Genomic DNA, 17213 nt, shown 5'->3' with positions numbered 1-17213 from the left:
CGCATTTTTGCAAAATTGCTAATTTTTTTCTCACTTGTGCAAATAAGTAAAATCTGACTGTTTTTTCCAAATCTATTCACCAATAACAGATATCTTTTGTGTAACTTTACAAAAAATTGGAGATGTGTTATATTATGATGGGTGATCTATTATGTATAAAATCGAGAAAAATTCTGCTCAGGAAATAGCAGATGCAATCCAGTCTTTGCTTCTTCTGGATGTTACAATTGTAGACAAAACTTTGAAGCGAATTGCAGCGACCGGTAATTACCGACATTTAGTGGGGGAATATTTACCGAAGGGCTGTTCTTATGAATATACTATCAATTCAAAGAAAACCGAAATAATTACAGAAACTGCATTAAGCTCACGCTGTGCCCATTGCAAATCCGCTTCCATATGCAAAGAAATTGCAACCGTAGGCTATCCAATTATATCTCGTGACGGACAGGCACTCGGCGCTATCGGTCTGATTGCATTTAAAGAATCTCAATGGATGTATATCAAGGAAAATCAATCCACTATAACCCGTTTTTTAGGCAAGCTTGGAGAATTGCTGGCTGGTAATCTTGCGTATGAAGAAACCATTAAAAATCTGTTTCTCCGCAACCAGGAAATTACAACTATCGTGAATTCTCTAGATTATGGTCTATGCTTAGCAGACACTAATCAGAGGATTACCATTGTAAATAAACAGCTTACAAAGCTCCTAAATCATTCCGAGCAGGATCTGATTGGAAAAAGAGTTGATGAAATCTTTTACCCCCCCCCCCCAATCGCAGACTCTCCTGGAGACGGTACTATGACAGTAAAATCCAGACTGGCGGACCCGCGTATCCGTTTTTCCATAAAGATGATTATCACTCCGATACACGAAGATATCCGCAATTATGTTCTTCAGGTTTCGCGTTACTCCAATGAGTTGATGAACGCATATAATATTATTGAGCGAAAAGATGAGATTAATTTTTCTGATATCTGCGGAGATAGTGCTGCACTTCAAAATATTATAACACTGGCCAAACAAATCTCCACAGGCGATTCTTCTGTACTGATTCGCGGAGAAAGCGGGACTGGAAAAGAATTATTTGCCCGGTCAATCCACTATGCCTCTAACCGCAGGCATAAACCGTTCGTAGCTATCAATTGTGCATCTATTCCAGATACTCTGCTGGAGAGCGAACTATTTGGATATGAAAGAGGCGCGTTTTCCGGAGCTAATACGTCAGGAAAGGTGGGACGCTTTGAACTGGCAAATGGAGGAACTTTGTTTTTAGATGAAATCGGTGATATGCCGCTCCACTTACAGCCAAAACTCCTTCGTGTTTTACAAGATGGTTCTTTTCTAAGACTTGGTGGAAAAAATACGATTAAAGTTAATTTCCGGCTGATTACCGCTACCAATCGAAATCTGGAAAACATGATTAAAAATAAGGAATTTCGTGAAGACTTATATTTTCGGTTAAATGTAATACCAATCAATATACCGCCATTGAGAGAACGCAAGGATGATATTCCTCTTCTTGTAAACATAAAACTGGCTGAATATTGCCAAAAGCTGAATAAACCGCAAAAGAAGATTTCTAATGAACTGATGGAAGTATTTTGCAACGCCCACTGGAAAGGAAATGTCAGAGAACTGGAAAATGTGATTGAATATCTGGTAAATATATCGGAAAAAAACCTTATCACACCAAAATATCTACCTGATTACTTCAAAAGCATAGATATGAATCAGCAAAGCCATCGTATTCCTGACAGTGCAGAAATTCTTTCTCATATGGATGGAAAATCTTTAAATAATCTCACAGAATGCTTTGAAAAAGAGATTCTGATTTCCTATTTAAAACAATATGGAACTACAACCAAAGCTAAAAAAGAAATTGCAAATCAACTCAAAATCAACCTATCCACGCTATACCGCAAACTATACCGATATCATATTGATGATATGAAGAGATGAATACCGCAAAATTTGTTGTAAATGAACTTCGAAAAATGGGGCTGACTGTTTATGAGGGCACTGGTAAAACCGGTATCGTAGCGGATCTTAAAGCCGGAGAAGGCAAAACTGTTATTGGTTTAAGGGCAGACATGGATGCGATTCAGTTGGAAGAACCCGGAAAAGGTTCTAAGGCTATGATTGATGATGGACTGTTTGAAAAATATTCTATTGATGAGATTTACGTTCTACATAATATTCCGTTTATACCGGCAGGCGAGATACTGTTTTCCTCGAAAAAGGGCCTTGGGGCGTACTCCGCCGCTGCCCCTTTTTCACTTGCCGCTTTCACCTGCCGCTTTCACCTGACAGTCTCACCCCGTCCGCACTGTCTATACCCCAACAGCCGCCTTCATCTGCTTTACATAATCGCAGACAGGTTCCACGCAGCTTATTCCGTACCTGGCAATCATTTTCACAATGGCGCTTCCCACGATTACCCCGTCTGCCTGCGAAGCCATTTTACTGGCCTGTTCCGGAGTGGAGATGCCGAATCCAATGGCGCAGGGCACATTCCGGCCCTGCTTTACGGTGTCCACCATTTCCTTAATATTCGTGGTAATCTCGCTTCGGACACCCGTAACTCCAAGTGATGATACGCAGTACACAAATCCATCGGATTCCCTGGCTATGGCCTGGGCCCGCTCCCTGGATGTGGGCGCCACCAGATAAATCAGGGTCATATCGTATTTTTTACACGCCGGCAGCAGTTCCTCCCTCTCTTCAAAGGGCATATCCGGCACAATCAGGGCGTCTATTCCACAATCAGCGGCATTTTTCATGAACTTATCCACACCGTATGCAAACACCGGGTTGATATAGGTCATAAATGCCAGCGGCACATCTGTTTTTTGGCGAATCCGGCGCACCGTATCAAATATTTTATCTGTGGTGGTTCCTGAGGCCAGGGACCGAAGGTCTGCTTCCTGAATGACAATTCCCTCTGCCACCGGGTCGGAAAATGGTATCCCCAGCTCAATCAAATCCGCACCGGCCTCTGCCATTGCAGGCACGAGTGCTTCTGTAACGGAAAGATCCGGGTCGCCTGCTGTTATGAAAGGTATAAATGCCTTCTTATTCTCAAAAACCTGCTGTATCCTATTCATAGAGTTCTACCCCCTTATATCTGGCAATAGCCGCCACATCCTTGTCTCCCCTGCCGGAAAGATTGATAACAATAATCTGGTCTTTACCCATGGAGCCAGCCACCTTCCTGGCATAGGCCACCGCATGGGCGCTCTCCACTGCCGGAATGATTCCTTCCATACGTGACAGATATTCAAAGGAATCCACCGCCTCATCGTCTGTCACAGGCACATACACTGCCCTGCCGCTGTCATGCAGCTGCGCGTGCTCCGGCCCGATGCCCGGATAATCCAAACCCGCTGAGATGGAATACACCGGTGCAATCTGTCCATATTCATCCTGGCAGAAGTAAGATTTCATGCCGTGGAAAATCCCCAGCCGGCCCGTTGCTATGGTAGCCGCGGTCTGCTCTGTCTCCACACCCAGTCCCGCTGCCTCACAGCCTACCAGCTTCACGTCCTTTTCTTCTATGAATTCATAGAAAGCTCCCATTGCATTGCTTCCGCCGCCCACACAGGCTATAACCATATCAGGAAGCTTTCCCTCCTTCTCCATAAGCTGCTCTCTTATTTCCCTGCCGATAACACTCTGGAAATCCCTTACCATCATGGGGAAGGGATGGGGTCCCATGACAGAACCTATGACATAATGTGTGTCGGAGATGCGGTTCGTCCACTCCCTGAGCGTCTCATTGACAGCATCCTTTAATGTCTGTGTTCCGCTGGTCACCGGATGTACCTTGGCCCCTAACAGTTCCATACGGTATACATTGAGTGCCTGGCGGTCCGTATCCTCCTTTCCCATGTAGACCTCGCATTCCAGTCCCAAAAGGGCTGCCGCGGTGGCAGTTGCCACGCCGTGCTGTCCGGCCCCTGTCTCGGCAATCACCCTGGTCTTTCCCATCTTCTTAGCCAGAAGGACCTGCCCCAGAGCGTTATTGATTTTGTGGGATCCGGTGTGGTTTAAGTCCTCTCTTTTCAGGTAAATCCTGGCTCCGCCCAGGTCCTTTGTCATCTTCTCCGCATAATAGAGACGTGACGGACGGCCTGTGTATTCCTCCAGCAGATACTTTAACTCAGCCGTAAACCGGGGATCCTTTTTATAATACTCATATGCTTCTTCCAGCTCCGTGACAGCGCTCATCAGTGTTTCCGGTATGAACTGACCGCCATGGATTCCAAATCTTCCTCTTGACATTTCTGTTTCTCCTTTTCTAAAACAATTTTTCACCGCAGGACCTGGGCCATTTCCTCCATCTTCCTTCTGTCCTTCCTGCCCCCTGTTTCCACCGCGCTGCTGACATCAATGCAGTAGGGGCCATGGGATACCGCCTGTCTTATGTTGCCCAGATGTATACCGCCTGCCAGAAAATAGGGTTTCGTAAGCTCTGGTATCATGTTCCAGTCAAACTGGGTGCCGCTGCCTCCGTACCTGTCCTTTGTATAGGTGTCCAGAAGCAGGTAATCACAGGGCAGCTCCTGGGCCTTTAAAATCTGTTCCCTGCTTCTGACCCGTACCGCCTTGATAACCGGCAGGCCGGTGTGTGTTTTCAGTTGTCTTATGTAAGCTTCATCCTCATCTCCGTGGAGCTGTATCAGGTCAATCACCCTTGCGTTTCCCCGGTCCTCTGACAGCTTCACTATCTCCTCCATGGGCGCATTGACAAATACACCCACTGCCTTGATTCTTTTATCCAGCTCCTGCCTTAACTGGGCAGCCTTATCAGGCGTAACCCTGCGGCTGCTCTCGGCAAATACAAAGCCGATATAGTCCGGCAGAATGTCATTGGCCGCCAGTATATCTCCAAACCGGCTCAGACCACAAATCTTAAGCCTGCATGTTTTCATAGTCAATCTCCCCGCATGTTTTACTCTGTCTGTCACGGTTCATGTCCGGCTCTACCCAATCCGGGACTTAAGTTCTCTGAGAGCCCTCTTTTTATCTGGTGCCCGCATCAGGGTCTCTCCCACCAGAACCGCATCTACCTGGTTCTCCGCCAGAAGCTCTATGTCCTCAGGCGTCCTGATTCCGCTCTCCGCCACAAATATGGTTCCCCGGTCCACCAGTTTTCTGAGCCTCAGGGCGTTTGTGAAGTCCACCTCAAATGTCTCCAGATTGCGGTTATTAATTCCAATTATATCGGATCCTGCCTCTGCCGCCATGGCCACCTCCCGGTCAGTGTGAGCCTCCACCAGGGAACTAAGGCCCAGACTGCCGCAGATGCCCATATACCGTTTCAGCTTTTCCATATCCATAAGAGAACAAATCAGCAGGACAGCGGAGGCTCCCAGCACCTTTGCCTCATAAATCTGATATTCATCCACGATAAAATCCTTGCGCAGCAGCGGAAGCTCTATCTCTCTATGGATTTCTTCCAGATACCGGTCTGCTCCTAAAAAAAATTCAGGCTCTGTCAATACGGATACGGCGTCCGCGCCAGCTTCCTGGTACTGCCTGGCTATTTCCACATAAGGAAAATCAGGAGCGATAAGTCCCTTTGAAGGCGAAGCCTTTTTTACCTCACAGATAAAGGAGACTCCCGGCTTAGACAGCGCCGCCTTAAAGGGATGTACTTCATTTGTTCCGTCCTCTCTCTTAATACCAGCCCTCTTTATGGCATCCCCCTTAATGCCTTCTCTCTCTCTGCACTCGCAGGCTGCCTTCATCATTTGTTCCAGTGATTTTACCTGTTTCCGCTGCTCCACCCGTTTCCCGGCGGACCGGGCAATGGTATCCAGTATCATGACGCCTTCACCTCTCCTGCCGCTTTTTTTGTTGCCTGGATAAATTCTTCCATCTTAGCCATGGCTGCTCCGGAGTCAATGATGTCCTGAGCCGTTTTGATACAGTCCCTCACCGTGCAGTCATCAATTCCCAGATATAAGCTGATGGCCGCGTTCAGAACCACCACGTCCCTCTTCGGCCCTTTCAGGCTTCCGGACAGGATATTCCTTGTTATCTTTGCATTTTCCTCAGGTGTGCCTCCGATGAGTTCTTCCAGACTGCATACAGTCAGGCCCAATTCCTCAGGCGTCATATCGTAAGCCGTAATTTTCCCGTAACGAATCTCACATACATGGGTGGGGCCGGTAAGTGTTGCTTCATCCAGTCCGTCTCCCCCGCATACCACCATTCCCCTGGTGACTCCCAGATTAGCCAGCACCTGAGCCAGCGGTTCCACTAAATCACGGCTATACACACCTAACAGCTGCATGGAGGCTCCTGCCGGATTGGACAGGGGGCCTAATATGTTAAATATACTTCTGATTCCGATTTCTTTCCTCACAGGAGCCGCGTATTTCATGGAAGAATGGTATGCCGGCGCGAACAAGAAACACATTCCGGTGTCCTCTAAGACAGTTTCAGCCTGTTGTGCAGTCAGAGCCAGCTCTGCCCCCAGCCTTTCCAGCACATCCGCCGCGCCGCTTTTACTGGATACGCTGCGGTTTCCATGCTTTGCCACCCGTATGCCTCCGGCAGCAGCCACAAATGCGCTGGTGGTGGAAATATTAAAGGTTCCCACCTCGTCCCCTCCTGTTCCCACAATGTCCATTACCGGAAAGGGCGGAGACAGCTTTACCGCCTTATCACGCATAACAGTGGCGCAGGCCGTAATCTCATCAATGGTCTCTCCCTTCATCCTCAGCGCTGTGAGAAAGGAAGATATCTGGGCCTGGGTGGCGTTTCCACTCATGATTTCATCCATAACTTCCTTTGTTGTTTCAAAATCCAGATTCTTATTTTCTACCAATTCATGGATTGCTTTCTGTATCATAGTCATCCTCCTTTTTTACAATACCTGATTTTTATTTCTGTTTTGTTCTGTCCCTCACAAATTACATTGCCTGTGTCGTCCGGATATTAAGGAAGTTCTCCAGTATCCTCCTTCCATCCGGCGTCAATATGGATTCGGGATGGAACTGCAACCCATATATGGGATAGCCCCTGTGCTGAACTGCCATGACCTCCCCTTCCATACAATCCAGAGCCACCACTTCCAGTTCCTCCGGCAGGCTCTCAGGCACTGCCGACAGGGAATGATATCTGGCAGCCGGTATAACGGGCGGCAGGCCTTCAAATAACCTGCATCTGTTTCCCGCTTTTTCTGAAGCGGGGAACCTCCCGTCCTGTATATGACTGTCCAGCCTGATATCGCTCTGCTTGCCGTGCATCAGCTTCTTTGCATGGGCAATGGTTCCGCCGAATGCCTCGCATATTCCCTGATGGCCCAGACACACGCCCAGTATGGGCATTTTTCCCTTCAGCTTCATCACTGCTTCCTCCAGTATACCAGCATCCCGGGGATATCCCGGTCCGGGCGACAGAATCAGGTGGCTTGGCTTCATGTTCTCTATGTCATCTGCGGTTACCTGGTCATTGCGGACTACCTGTATATCCGGCTCAATGCTCCCAATCATCTGTACCAGGTTATAGGAAAAGCTGTCATAATTATCAATCAATACTATCATCTGTCATCTACCTCCCCTGCCTGAAGGATGGCCTGTATGACGGCCTTGGCTTTATTTGCTGATTCCTCGTATTCCAGTTCCGGAACACTGTCCGCCACGATTCCGCCTCCGGCCTGGACCGTAACCTTTCCTGCCTGCTTTACCGCCATGCGTATGGCGATACATGTGTCCAGGTTTCCGGTAAAATCCAGATATCCCAGAGCTCCGCCGTATATTCCGCGGGGAACGGACTCCAGCTTTTCTATAATCTCGCATGCCCGTATCTTAGGCGCTCCTGAAAGGGTGCCTGCCGGAAGCAGGGACTCCACCGCCGAACAGCCGTCCAGGCCGGGTTTTATATTTCCTTCCACCTGGGAACAGATATGCATGATTTTGGAATACTTGTGTATCATCTTGTACTCCGTCACCTCAACGGACCCGAACTCAGCGATGCGTCCAATATCATTCCTCCCCAAATCCACCAGCATATTGTGCTCGGAAAGCTCCTTTTCATCTGCCAGTAGTTCTTCCTCCAGCCTTCTGTCCTCCTCGTCCCCGTCTCCCCTTGGCCGGGAACCCGCTACCGGAAATGTAGTAAGGCGCCTGTTTTCAAGGCGGACCAGTGTTTCCGGTGACGTGCTGATGATTTCATCCTGGTCTATGTTCATATAAACCATGTAAGGGGACGGGTTGGTAGTCCTCAGAACCCGGTAGGCATTCAGCAGACTGCCTTCATAGGAACTGGTAAACTGCCTGGATATAACCGCCTGGAAGATATCCCCGTCCAGAATATACTCCTTTGTCTTTTCCACCGTATCGCAGAACTCTTCTTTGGAAACACTGCATACAAAGGATGGTTTCTCCGGCGAGGACAGCCTCTTAAGAGGTGTTGTATCATTGATAAGGGAAGCAATTTCCTGTATTTCCTCACAGGCCCTTCCATACTCCTTCAACAAATATTCCAGACCGCTGTAGGTGTTCCTATTTTCCCGGCCTTCACCACCCTTGCGGCCTTCGCAGCGCTCCTGCTCTTCACGGTTTCCCCGTTCCGTCCTTCCTGCCCTCTCTGTCCTGCCGGTTTTCATATTAACCACAATCTGAATCTTCTGTTTCAGGTGGTCATAGGCAATGACCTTGTCAAATAGCATCAGGTCAAAGTCATTGGCCCCGCCTCTGCTGATATGAAGGGTGGGCTCTGCGTACTCAATCATTGCATACGCAAAATACCCTACAAATCCACCGGTAAAGGGCGGCTGTCCTTTCAGCCTGGGCGCCTTGTACTGTGCCAATATCTCACGAAGCACATCCATGGGATGAGCTGTCTGTATTTCCCTGGACGGGAACCGGCTGACATGGCTCTCAATCTTCACCTTCCCGCAGCGGCAGGTAACACGCATCACCGGATTATATCCGAGAAAGGAGTAGCGTCCCCATTTTTCGCCGCCCTCTATGCTTTCCAACAGGTAAAAACGGCTGCTCCGCTCCGCTATACGTCTGAGCAGTGTTATGGGCGTCACTACATCCGCGTAAATCTCGCGGCAGATGGGAATTATATCGTATTCCCCTGACAGACTTAATATTTCATCACAAGCTGGGATTATCATTTACCTTAACTCCTTTCCTTCTTGCCGGCTGTTTATTCTAAACCTTTCACCATTCCCGGGTCCGGGCGTCACATTCATCAAAAAAAGAAGCCCTTATCCCTGCCGACTACATCTGTAATCAACAGGGACAAAAGCTTCTTCCGGCTTCTGCGGTACCACCCTGATTGGCGCTTTCCATGTCCTGCACGTTCCCCGCCATCCTCCGGTCCGGGAAATAAAAAAGCATCAAGTTAAATTTAACCTGATGCTGTGTCATCGAACAAAGAAATAAAATACGCCCGCTCTGCAACGCACCATCATGCGTTCTCCCTGGTAACGGTGGGATACCCGTCAGCCCATACTCCCATCAGCCATATCTCTATGCCCCTGGTTTCCAGCTGCCCTCGCAGGTCCATTCAGACTCTAATCCAATGCTCCCTTACACCGGCCGGAAGCTCTCTGCGCCTGGAATTACAATCTTACTTACTCCTACTCAACAGTTTTTTATGTTTTGTTGAATGTTGAACTCATTATAATCAGCCTATTTTCAAATGTCAATGGTTTTCTTGAAAGTTTTTTATATTTTTCTCATTTTCTTACACTGATCCCGCCCTGAGGTCCCGCCTGGGCATTCCGGCTATCTCCGTCATTGCCTCTGCCAGCTTTTCTGTTGTCTCCCGTATATTCGGCGCCCCAAATATGCCTGATACAATGGCTGCTCCCGCTGCATGGCTGCCGGCCAGGCGCCCTATGTTATCCAGGCAGATTCCTCCGATGGCCACCACAGGAATGTCCACACTGTCGCAGATTGCATTCAGGGTCTCCATTGTCATGGGCCGCGCATCTGCTTTTGTACTGGTGCCGAATATGGCTCCGCTGCCCAGATAATCCGCGCCTGCTGCCTGGGCTGCTCTGGCCTGGTCCACTGTTTTTGCCGTAACCCCCAGTATACGGTCAGGTCCCAAAAGCCTTCTGGCCTCAGATGCCTCCATATCGTCCTGCCCCACATGGAGCCCGTCCGCGTGACAGGCCAGGGCCAGCTCCAAATTGTCGTCTATGATAAGGGGCACATTATATTTTTCTGTGATTTTGCGGATGGCGCAGGCCGTTCTCAGCACTTCCTCAAAATTCCCTTTGTCCAGTTCCTTTTCCCTGAGCTGAACCATGGTTGCGCCGCCTTTTAACGCCTCCTCCACCTGCTCCTCCAGAGAAAGCTTCCCGGTCCATGCCTTATCGGTTACTGCATAAATCAAAAGCTGTTTTCTATCGAATCTCAATTTTCTTACCTCTCTCCAGTGTCTCGTCATCCAGAAGGCTCATTTTGTCCATCAGATACATGCGGAATGTACCTGTCCCGCCTCCCCTCCCCGCAGTCTCTCCGGCCGCCAATTCTCCGCAGAGCCCGTGCGCGCTGAGGGCCATGACCACAGCTTCTTCCAGAGGGCCGTCCGGTCCCAGTTCCCCATACAGACCGCAGAACGCTCCCATAAGCCCGTCCAGCATACAGCCGCTGCCTGTAATTCTGGCCATCCAGGGATGGCCGTTTCTGACAATGAACCTTCTTTCTTTTCCGGCCACCACATCCTCTTCCCCGGTCATGACCACAACCGCGCCTGTAAGGTCCCTCAGGGAACAGGCGGTTTCCAGGCGGCTCTCAATCGTACCAAAGGTTCCCGAATCCACGCCGCAGGTATTTCCCGCCTCATGTCCCCTCAGTTCCTGGTTCAGGGCCCGGATTTCCGCCTCATTTCCCCGGATGACAGAAGGAGCGGCCTTCCGGATCATATCAATGGCTGTCTGTCTGCGAAACCGTGATGCAGTGACTCCTACCGGGTCCAGGATAACGGGAAGGCCCAGAACGGCAGCTTTTCTTCCCGCTGCCTCCATGGCCGGTATGGTTTTTTCTTCCAGGGTTCCCAGATTAAGGACAAGACTGCTGCAGATGGAGGTAACGTCCTCCACCTCATGCAGCCCCTGGGCCATAACAGGGGAACCGCCTGCGGCCAGCACCATATTGGCCACATCCCCTGCCGTAACATAATTGGTTATACAGTGGACCCTGGGAGAGCGCTCCCTTAAGTCCTTCATCCATTGTCTCCGCGTCATCTGATTTATCCTTTTTCCTGTTATCTTCCCATGGCTTTGCCGGTCTGTACATCCAGATCCAGCATCCGCCTCATATACTGAAACGCGCCGGACTTATACAGCACCCCAATCAGGAACGCGGCAATGACCGTGCCGCACATGGTGCTCATAAGGAATGGGATTACATAGGCAAAAATGGCCGCTTCCTTCCCCATAACCAGTGTGGCCACCGGATAGCAGAGCATTCCGCCCAGTATGCCGGTGCCAAACACTTCCCCAAAGTAGGCCAGTGTCAGCCTGCCGAAACGCTGGTACAGATACCCTCCTAAAAATGCTCCCACCATACTTCCCGGAAATGCCAGCAGACTGCCCGTCCCCATCAGATTCCTGATAAACGATGTGCAGAACGCCATCCCCACGCCATACCACGGCCCAAGAAATACGCCGGCCAATACATTGGCAAGGTGCTGAATCGGAAAACATTTGGATGCCCCTATGGGGATGGAAAAGCCGGATAAAGACACGGCCACCGCTGTCAGCATGGCGCTTACCGCCAGTTTCTTAATGTTTACTTTCATAGTCATAGTCATACCTCCATGTTTTTTACTCGGAGCCCGCCTATCTTCCTGGTAGAGAGGCATATTCTCTGGTACAGCGGCGTATTGCCTGCACAGCTCTAAAGCCCTCATATGTCCGAACCGCGGTGAAGGCTGAAAAAAGCCCATACCGCGCGGGATATGGACTTAAATTACGCATTTAATACACATACATGTCTCATATTTCCCTACGTTGGCATTACCCAAATCAGGTGCGATAGGTCGAAGTTTGATTACTTCCTCTCAGCCTGCTTCACAAGCTCCCTGTTGTTATTTAGCATAGCACCGGACTATTTATTTGTCAATCAGTAATGAATGAAGCCAGATAAGGAGAAAACTCAAAAATGTGTTTAAGACAGCAGGCACAATAAAGTTATATACACCAATCTTCTGACAAGCGGCAGGCTGAACGCCTACCTTGCGGAGATTAATAAACAGGCGCAGGAACGCTTTGAAAGGCTCGTAGAGCAAATGAAGCAAGCACAGGGCATAACGGAACAGCTAAAGGCAAAAAATGCCTTGGAATGGACAGGACGCCTTAATAATATAAGGGCTTGTGCAGGGGAGATTGTGGAAACGTAAATCATTTACGCATAGATGTAACGCATAAAGAACTGAAATTGGAGAGCAGGTATATAAAGTTTCTTGCTCTCTTTTTTAAGGAAAAAGCGGCTGAAATATAGGCGCTGCAATGAGGAAAATCGTTACCATCATTGTTTTTCGGGTGGTAAAAATTATGTGGCCGTTTGAGTAGAAACTACAAGTTACGAGATAAAAAAATCATATATGCTCGCTTGGTTGATAATGGGAAGAAAAATGATTATAATAAATATTGACGCATCGTGTCAGGTTTTTGGTAGTATTCTATTATCATCAAAGGGAGGAACTGACAATGCAGGAAAGCAGATTATTTAAGATTGTGTATTATTTACTCGATAAAGGACAGGCTACCGCTCCAGAATTAGCAGAAAAATTTGAAGTATCTGTAAGGACAATTTACAGAGATATTGACGCTTTAAGCGGCGCGGGCATTCCCGTTTATGCAGAAGCAGGGCGAAACGGCGGCATTCATTTAATGAATGATTTTGTTTTAGATAAAGGGGTGCTGTCTGAAGAAGAAAAGCAGGAAATTCTAACAGCCCTGCAAAGTATCAATTCTATGAACAATATCGACAACAATCAGACATTGCAAAAACTTTCTGCAATATTTAATATGAGTTCGGAAAACTGGCTTGAAGTGGATTTTTCCAGATGGGGCAATCATGGAACGGACAATGGGAAATTTGAATTGCTAAAATCAGCGGTAATTCATCGAAAGTGCGTAAAAATAACCTATGCAAATTCCAGCGGAATAATTAACGAAAGAATTGTCCAGCCGTTAAAAATGTCATATAAGTCTATGTCATGGTACTTAAAAGCATATTGTATGGAAAAACAGGATTATCGTATTTTTAAGCTGACCCGTATGATAGATTTAGAAATGCTCACGGACGGTTTTTGCAAAAGCTCTTTTCCAGAATTAGATGAATCATTAGGGCAAGCCTACAATACAATCGTACTGCGTTTCCAGAAAAATATGTCATACCGTGTTTATGATGAATTTGATAAAACCCAAGTAAGTAAAAAAGAAAATGGGGATTTAATCGTATCCGCCCCAATGCCAGAAGATGAATGGCTAATCGGGTTTTTATTGTCATTTGGAACACAAGTAGATATTATAGAGCCTGCATATCTGAAAGACATTGTGGCAGAGCAGGCAAAGAAAATTTATGAGAAATATAAATCTTGACACAGGGCGTCAGTATATGTGTGATATAATTTGCCTGTAAATTCTATTTGAGAAAGCGGGGAGTGAAAGTGAAACATGAATGGAAAAAGCAGGAGAAAGAAATATATGGTGTAAAAACAAAACCTTGTGTTGTTGATGTTCCTGCTCAAAAATATATCATTGTTTCTGGCAATGGAAATCCTAACGATGAAATCTTCTCAGATAAGGTTGCGGCTCTGTTTTCGATGGCATATAAAATTAAAATGGCATATAAAGCACTTGCCGAAAAAAGCAACGAAATAACAGATTATACAGTATATCCGTTAGAGGAAATATGGAACATGGTTATAAGCGTATGGGGAAAGAACACCGTGAAATATATTTGAATAATGCTAACCGTACAGAAAAAGCCAACTTAAAAACAACCTTGAGATACAAGGTTACAGATATAGAAAAATAACAACATACTGTTATAAAAGAGAAAAGGAAATGAATATGGGCAGACCAACAGCAAAAACAGATTTACTAACAGCCGCTACCGCTAATTATGAAAAGTTAAATACTCTTGTTTCTGAGCTGACAGAAAAAGAATTATCAACTTCGTTTGATTTTTCAGGTGATGAAAAAAAGAAAGAAGCTCATTGGAAAAGAGATAAAAATCTTCGTGATATTTTCATTCATCTCTATGAATGGCATCAGCTTTTGTTAAACTGGGTATATTCCAATCAGAATGGCGATAATAAACCGTTTATTCCAGAGCCTTATAATTGGAAAACCTATGGAGATATGAATGTGGAGTTTTGGAAAAAACACCAGTCCACATCGTTAGAGGATGCAAAAATTATGTTCCAGCAATCCCATAACGAAGTAATGAAGCTGGCGGAAACCTTTTCAAATGAGGAATTATTTTCTAAAGGCGTTTATAAATGGGTAGGCGGAAGTACGCTTGGTTCTTATTTTGTCAGCGCTACTGCAAGTCATTATGATTGGGCAATGAAAAAATTGAAAGCACATAGGAAAAACTGCGCCAAAATGTAGGAAGGACATATCATGCACTTTGTGAAGGCAAAAGGAATATTATCTGCTAAAAATGGAATTAATTTGTACCGGGGCTGCTCTCACGGGTGCATTTATTGTGACTCCAGAAGCAAATGCTATCACATGGAACACGCTTTTGAAGATATTGAAGTCAAAGAAAATGCGATTGACTTGTTAGAGTATGCTCTTACTCATAAACGCAAGAAATGTATGATAGGCACAGGCTCTATGACTGACCCGTATATTCCATTAGAATTGGAAATAGGAAATGTCAGAAAGGCTCTGAACTTAATATATGAGCATGGCTTTGGCTTCTATTTGCGTTTCTTTGAAGAAAAGAACGATAGTAGGCAATTAAGTATTTGGGATTGGGAAGTAAGATAAATATGAGTGCTGCTTATCAAACAGAATGGATACACTGTCCTGTTTGCAGCAATAAAACCCCTGACAAAATTAGAGAAGATACAATATTGAAAAACTATCCAGCAATCACGGTTTATTAGCTCTATTCCTTACCGAATAAAATATCTGTCCACAGGGCATACTATAACATTTGCCCAAAATCCCCGTTAAAAGAAAATTCAAGACTGGAGGATTAAAAAAATTGAGCAGAGAAAAATCAGAAAAGAATGTGCGGAACATTCCTGTTACCGTCCGACTGAACGAAGAAGAAAGTCAAAAATTATAGCAGTATGCTGCCGCTTGCGGTCTGTCCGTAGCGGAATTTATGCGGCAGTTATGCAAAGACAACGCCCCACAGCCAGAGCCGTCGGCGGAGTTCTGGCAGTTGCTAAACCACCGCCGCCGAAACCTGTAAAGAAATTGAAGATTTTATACTGGAATTACAGCATACTTTCACATCTCCGCAGTGTTTTGATGTGACCGCATTGCAGCATGAAGTTTCCTAGAAAGAAAAAAAGAGCCTGCGGCTCTTTACTTATGACCGGTGAATTATTTTTACACCCGTCACTTAGAGGGCTTAATATGCCCTGGCCTCCCTGGTAAGGACCAGGGTCTCTATGGCATATGCCACACCGTCCTGTATATTGGAACGGGTCTGGCATTTGGCGGTGCGTTTAATACTCTCCATGGCATTTCCCATGGCAACTGTATATTTTATATCCATGGACAACATGGAATAGTCATTCTCGCTGTCTCCTATGGCCATGATTTCTTCCGGTCTCACGCCCCTGGAGGCTGCGTAAAAAGCCAGAGCCCGGCCCTTTTGGGCATAGCTGTGGGTCAGCTCCAGGTTGGTGGCAAAGGAGGACGCAACCGCCAGTTCCGCTATACCGGACAGGCGCTCCTTAATTCTGCCCAGAACCTCCTGCGATTCATGGATGACCGATATTTTATAAAATGCCAGACCCAGCTCAAAGAGCCGTTCTTCCTCCACAAAGGAGAACCGGTCTCTCACTCCCTCATAGGTAAACTCCGCCATGGGAAGCAGCACATTCCGTTCAAAACATGCCCTAAACTGTGCCTCCCCGGCTGTGGTATAGCTGCCTCTGTCCGTCATGAAATCAAAGATAATGTCCTCCTTTTGGCAGCAGTCCAGGATTCCCCCTACCTGTCTCTCAGAAAGCCGTATCTCGTCCATGAGCCTGCCGTCCCAATCATACACAGCGGCTCCGTTCATGCACACCACAGGCGCCCTGAGTCCGGCCTCCTGCAGGGGCTCCAATGCGTCTATATAGCTGCGTCCCGTACAAATCAAAAACTCGGCTCCCATAGCCTTAAGTCCTTTAAGCGCACGCACATTCCTCTCTGAAATATGCCCGTCAGGGCGCAGGAGGGTGCCGTCCATGTCAATTGCAACCAGTCTTATCATATATGCCTGCTTTCTGTCAAATATTCTGTCATAGGTCTGTGTACCTGTCAACGACCCGCCTGCACAGGTCCGGCCGGTTAGTAATGATAGCGTCCACTTTCTGCCGCACCAGCATTTCCATATGCGGTTCTTCATTGACCGTCCATACATTCACTGCCAGTCCCTGCCTTCTGGCAGCCGGGATAAGATCCGGATCCTGCATGTGGTACAGGGCCGGATGCAGGGCATCCACCCCCACTGTACGCCGCCCATAGTCTGCCGCGCCAATCCAGCCGTCCGAGTACAGAAGCCCTGTCTTAAGGCCGCTGTTCAGTTCCTTAAGCCTTACCAGGCTGGGGTGGCAGAAGGATGAATAAATCACCCTGTCCTCCATCCCCATGGAAGCAGTGAGAGCCAGTACCTTTTCCTCAATCTCAGGGTAGAGTATGATGCCGGTCTTAAGCTCCACATTCACCGTCAGTCCCGCAGGCTTTAACAATTCATAGACTTCCAAAAGCGTAGGAATCCGGGCCTCCTTAAAGGCGGGAAACAGCCTGTTAAAGGACAGTTCCTTAAGCTGGGCCAGGGTATAATCTTTTATATACCCTGTGCCGTTGCTCACCCTGTCGATGGTCTCATCATGAGCCACCACAAGCTCACCGTCCCTGCTTAACTGGACATCCAGCTCCACCCCGTCGGCTCCCATTTCCGCTGCCAGCCGGAATGCCTCCAGTGTATTCTCCGGCGCGTAAGCCGATGCGCCTCTGTGGGCCCAAATCTGTGTCTTCATACTCAGT

At 47.3% G+C, this 17213-nt stretch carries 17 protein-coding genes, 2 pseudogenes and 1 riboswitch; of the genes and pseudogenes, 7 read left to right on the top strand and 12 right to left on the bottom strand.

Features of this window, described 5'->3' with window-relative positions; translation table 11 throughout:
- Positions 1 to 151: 151 nt before the first annotated feature.
- Complete coding sequence (locus LA360_RS20190) at positions 152 to 1963, top strand: sigma-54 interaction domain-containing protein (RefSeq protein WP_225537634.1); 1812 nt, start codon at positions 152 to 154, stop codon at positions 1961 to 1963.
- A gap of 371 nt (positions 1964 to 2334) precedes the next feature.
- Here the strand turns inward: LA360_RS20190 and trpA are convergent, their stop codons facing one another.
- The 10 genes from trpA to thiW form a co-directional block, all read right to left on the bottom strand.
- Positions 2335 to 3108, bottom strand: a complete 774-nt coding sequence (gene trpA, locus LA360_RS20185; protein WP_112481514.1) for a tryptophan synthase subunit alpha — start codon at positions 3106 to 3108, stop codon at positions 2335 to 2337.
- The gene (trpB, locus tag LA360_RS20180) at positions 3101 to 4285 is read right to left on the bottom strand and encodes a tryptophan synthase subunit beta (protein ID WP_112481513.1); all 1185 of its coding nucleotides are present in this window, start codon (positions 4283 to 4285) and stop codon (positions 3101 to 3103) included. Before trpB ends, trpA begins: the two co-directional genes overlap by 8 nt.
- Before the next feature lie 29 nt (positions 4286 to 4314).
- Positions 4315 to 4935, bottom strand: a complete 621-nt coding sequence (locus LA360_RS20175) for a phosphoribosylanthranilate isomerase (protein ID WP_002585585.1) — start codon at positions 4933 to 4935, stop codon at positions 4315 to 4317.
- 51 nt (positions 4936 to 4986) lie between these two features.
- Entirely contained in the window at positions 4987 to 5832 is an 846-nt protein-coding gene (trpC, locus tag LA360_RS20170) for an indole-3-glycerol phosphate synthase TrpC (protein WP_057571323.1), read from the bottom strand.
- Positions 5829 to 6863, bottom strand: coding sequence for an anthranilate phosphoribosyltransferase (gene trpD / locus LA360_RS20165; RefSeq protein WP_057571322.1), 1035 nt, complete (start codon positions 6861 to 6863; stop codon positions 5829 to 5831). The genes trpC and trpD overlap by 4 nt, the downstream gene beginning before the upstream one ends.
- A 61-nt stretch (positions 6864 to 6924) precedes the next feature.
- The gene (locus tag LA360_RS20160) at positions 6925 to 7557 is read right to left on the bottom strand and encodes an anthranilate synthase component II (protein WP_002585582.1); all 633 of its coding nucleotides are present in this window, start codon (positions 7555 to 7557) and stop codon (positions 6925 to 6927) included.
- A complete protein-coding gene (locus LA360_RS20155; RefSeq protein WP_022201921.1) occupies positions 7554 to 9140 on the bottom strand; it encodes an anthranilate synthase component I family protein in 1587 nt (528 codons plus the stop codon). Before LA360_RS20155 ends, LA360_RS20160 begins: the two co-directional genes overlap by 4 nt.
- A gap of 575 nt (positions 9141 to 9715) precedes the next feature.
- On the bottom strand, positions 9716 to 10396 hold the full coding sequence (gene thiE / locus LA360_RS20150; RefSeq protein WP_022201920.1) for a thiamine phosphate synthase: 681 nt from the start codon (positions 10394 to 10396) through the stop codon (positions 9716 to 9718).
- Entirely contained in the window at positions 10383 to 11225 is an 843-nt protein-coding gene (gene thiM, locus LA360_RS20145) for a hydroxyethylthiazole kinase (RefSeq protein WP_112481512.1), read from the bottom strand. Before thiM ends, thiE begins: the two co-directional genes overlap by 14 nt.
- Positions 11226 to 11245: 20 nt before the next feature.
- Positions 11246 to 11782 (bottom strand): energy coupling factor transporter S component ThiW, encoded by a 537-nt coding sequence (thiW, locus tag LA360_RS20140; RefSeq protein WP_002585578.1) that lies wholly within the window; start codon positions 11780 to 11782, stop codon positions 11246 to 11248.
- Positions 11783 to 11967: 185 nt separating this feature from the next.
- Positions 11968 to 12077, bottom strand: a riboswitch (TPP riboswitch).
- Positions 12078 to 12160: 83 nt separating this feature from the next.
- Here thiW and LA360_RS20135 point away from each other — a divergent pair.
- From LA360_RS20135 to LA360_RS20110, 6 genes and pseudogenes are all read left to right on the top strand, one after another.
- Positions 12161 to 12382, top strand: a pseudogene (locus LA360_RS20135) (TnpV protein); the annotation flags it as partial.
- A gap of 310 nt (positions 12383 to 12692) precedes the next feature.
- Entirely contained in the window at positions 12693 to 13589 is an 897-nt protein-coding gene (locus tag LA360_RS20130; protein WP_002585577.1) for a helix-turn-helix transcriptional regulator, read from the top strand.
- 68 nt (positions 13590 to 13657) lie between these two features.
- Positions 13658 to 13954, top strand: coding sequence for a hypothetical protein (locus tag LA360_RS20125; protein WP_002585576.1), 297 nt, complete (start codon positions 13658 to 13660; stop codon positions 13952 to 13954).
- 109 nt (positions 13955 to 14063) lie between these two features.
- Positions 14064 to 14606 (top strand): ClbS/DfsB family four-helix bundle protein, encoded by a 543-nt coding sequence (locus tag LA360_RS20120; RefSeq protein ID WP_002585575.1) that lies wholly within the window; start codon positions 14064 to 14066, stop codon positions 14604 to 14606.
- A 12-nt stretch (positions 14607 to 14618) separates the two neighbouring features.
- Positions 14619 to 14921 (top strand): annotated as a pseudogene (locus LA360_RS20115) (radical SAM family protein); the annotation flags it as partial.
- 71 nt (positions 14922 to 14992) lie between these two features.
- Complete coding sequence (locus LA360_RS20110) at positions 14993 to 15109, top strand: cysteine-rich KTR domain-containing protein (RefSeq protein ID WP_080633427.1); 117 nt, start codon at positions 14993 to 14995, stop codon at positions 15107 to 15109.
- Between the two features lie 476 nt (positions 15110 to 15585).
- Here LA360_RS20110 and LA360_RS20105 read toward each other — a convergent pair whose 3' ends face one another.
- Both LA360_RS20105 and LA360_RS20100 read right to left on the bottom strand, forming a co-directional pair.
- Complete coding sequence (locus LA360_RS20105; RefSeq protein ID WP_002585573.1) at positions 15586 to 16437, bottom strand: Cof-type HAD-IIB family hydrolase; 852 nt, start codon at positions 16435 to 16437, stop codon at positions 15586 to 15588.
- Positions 16438 to 16465: 28 nt separating this feature from the next.
- Positions 16466 to 17206, bottom strand: a complete 741-nt coding sequence (locus LA360_RS20100; protein WP_022201917.1) for a glycerophosphodiester phosphodiesterase — start codon at positions 17204 to 17206, stop codon at positions 16466 to 16468.
- Positions 17207 to 17213 lie beyond the last annotated feature (7 nt).

It is taken from the genome of Enterocloster clostridioformis (assembly GCF_020297485.1).
GTDB lineage: Bacteria > Bacillota > Clostridia > Lachnospirales > Lachnospiraceae > Enterocloster > Enterocloster clostridioformis.
The sequence above is the reverse complement of the archived record's forward strand: the minus strand, read 5'-3'. Positions and strand labels throughout refer to the sequence as shown.

Bases quoted from the DNA above. Each gene is read 5' to 3' on its own strand.
- LA360_RS20190 (WP_225537634.1), top strand. From the start codon at position 152: ATGTATAAAATCGAGAAAAATTCTGCTCAGGAAATAGCAGATGCAATC.
- trpA (WP_112481514.1), bottom strand. From the start codon at position 3,108: ATGAATAGGATACAGCAGGTTTTTGAGAATAAGAAGGCATTTATACCT.
- trpB (WP_112481513.1), bottom strand. From the start codon at position 4,285: ATGTCAAGAGGAAGATTTGGAATCCATGGCGGTCAGTTCATACCGGAA.
- LA360_RS20175 (WP_002585585.1), bottom strand. From the start codon at position 4,935: ATGAAAACATGCAGGCTTAAGATTTGTGGTCTGAGCCGGTTTGGAGAT.
- trpC (WP_057571323.1), bottom strand. From the start codon at position 5,832: ATGATACTGGATACCATTGCCCGGTCCGCCGGGAAACGGGTGGAGCAG.
- trpD (WP_057571322.1), bottom strand. From the start codon at position 6,863: ATGATACAGAAAGCAATCCATGAATTGGTAGAAAATAAGAATCTGGAT.
- LA360_RS20160 (WP_002585582.1), bottom strand. From the start codon at position 7,557: ATGATAGTATTGATTGATAATTATGACAGCTTTTCCTATAACCTGGTA.
- LA360_RS20155 (WP_022201921.1), bottom strand. From the start codon at position 9,140: ATGATAATCCCAGCTTGTGATGAAATATTAAGTCTGTCAGGGGAATAC.
- thiM (WP_112481512.1), bottom strand. From the start codon at position 11,225: ATGACGCGGAGACAATGGATGAAGGACTTAAGGGAGCGCTCTCCCAGG.
- thiW (WP_002585578.1), bottom strand. From the start codon at position 11,782: ATGAAAGTAAACATTAAGAAACTGGCGGTAAGCGCCATGCTGACAGCG.
- LA360_RS20130 (WP_002585577.1), top strand. From the start codon at position 12,693: ATGCAGGAAAGCAGATTATTTAAGATTGTGTATTATTTACTCGATAAA.
- LA360_RS20120 (WP_002585575.1), top strand. From the start codon at position 14,064: ATGGGCAGACCAACAGCAAAAACAGATTTACTAACAGCCGCTACCGCT.
- LA360_RS20110 (WP_080633427.1), top strand. From the start codon at position 14,993: ATGAGTGCTGCTTATCAAACAGAATGGATACACTGTCCTGTTTGCAGC.
- LA360_RS20105 (WP_002585573.1), bottom strand. From the start codon at position 16,437: ATGATAAGACTGGTTGCAATTGACATGGACGGCACCCTCCTGCGCCCT.
- LA360_RS20100 (WP_022201917.1), bottom strand. From the start codon at position 17,206: ATGAAGACACAGATTTGGGCCCACAGAGGCGCATCGGCTTACGCGCCG.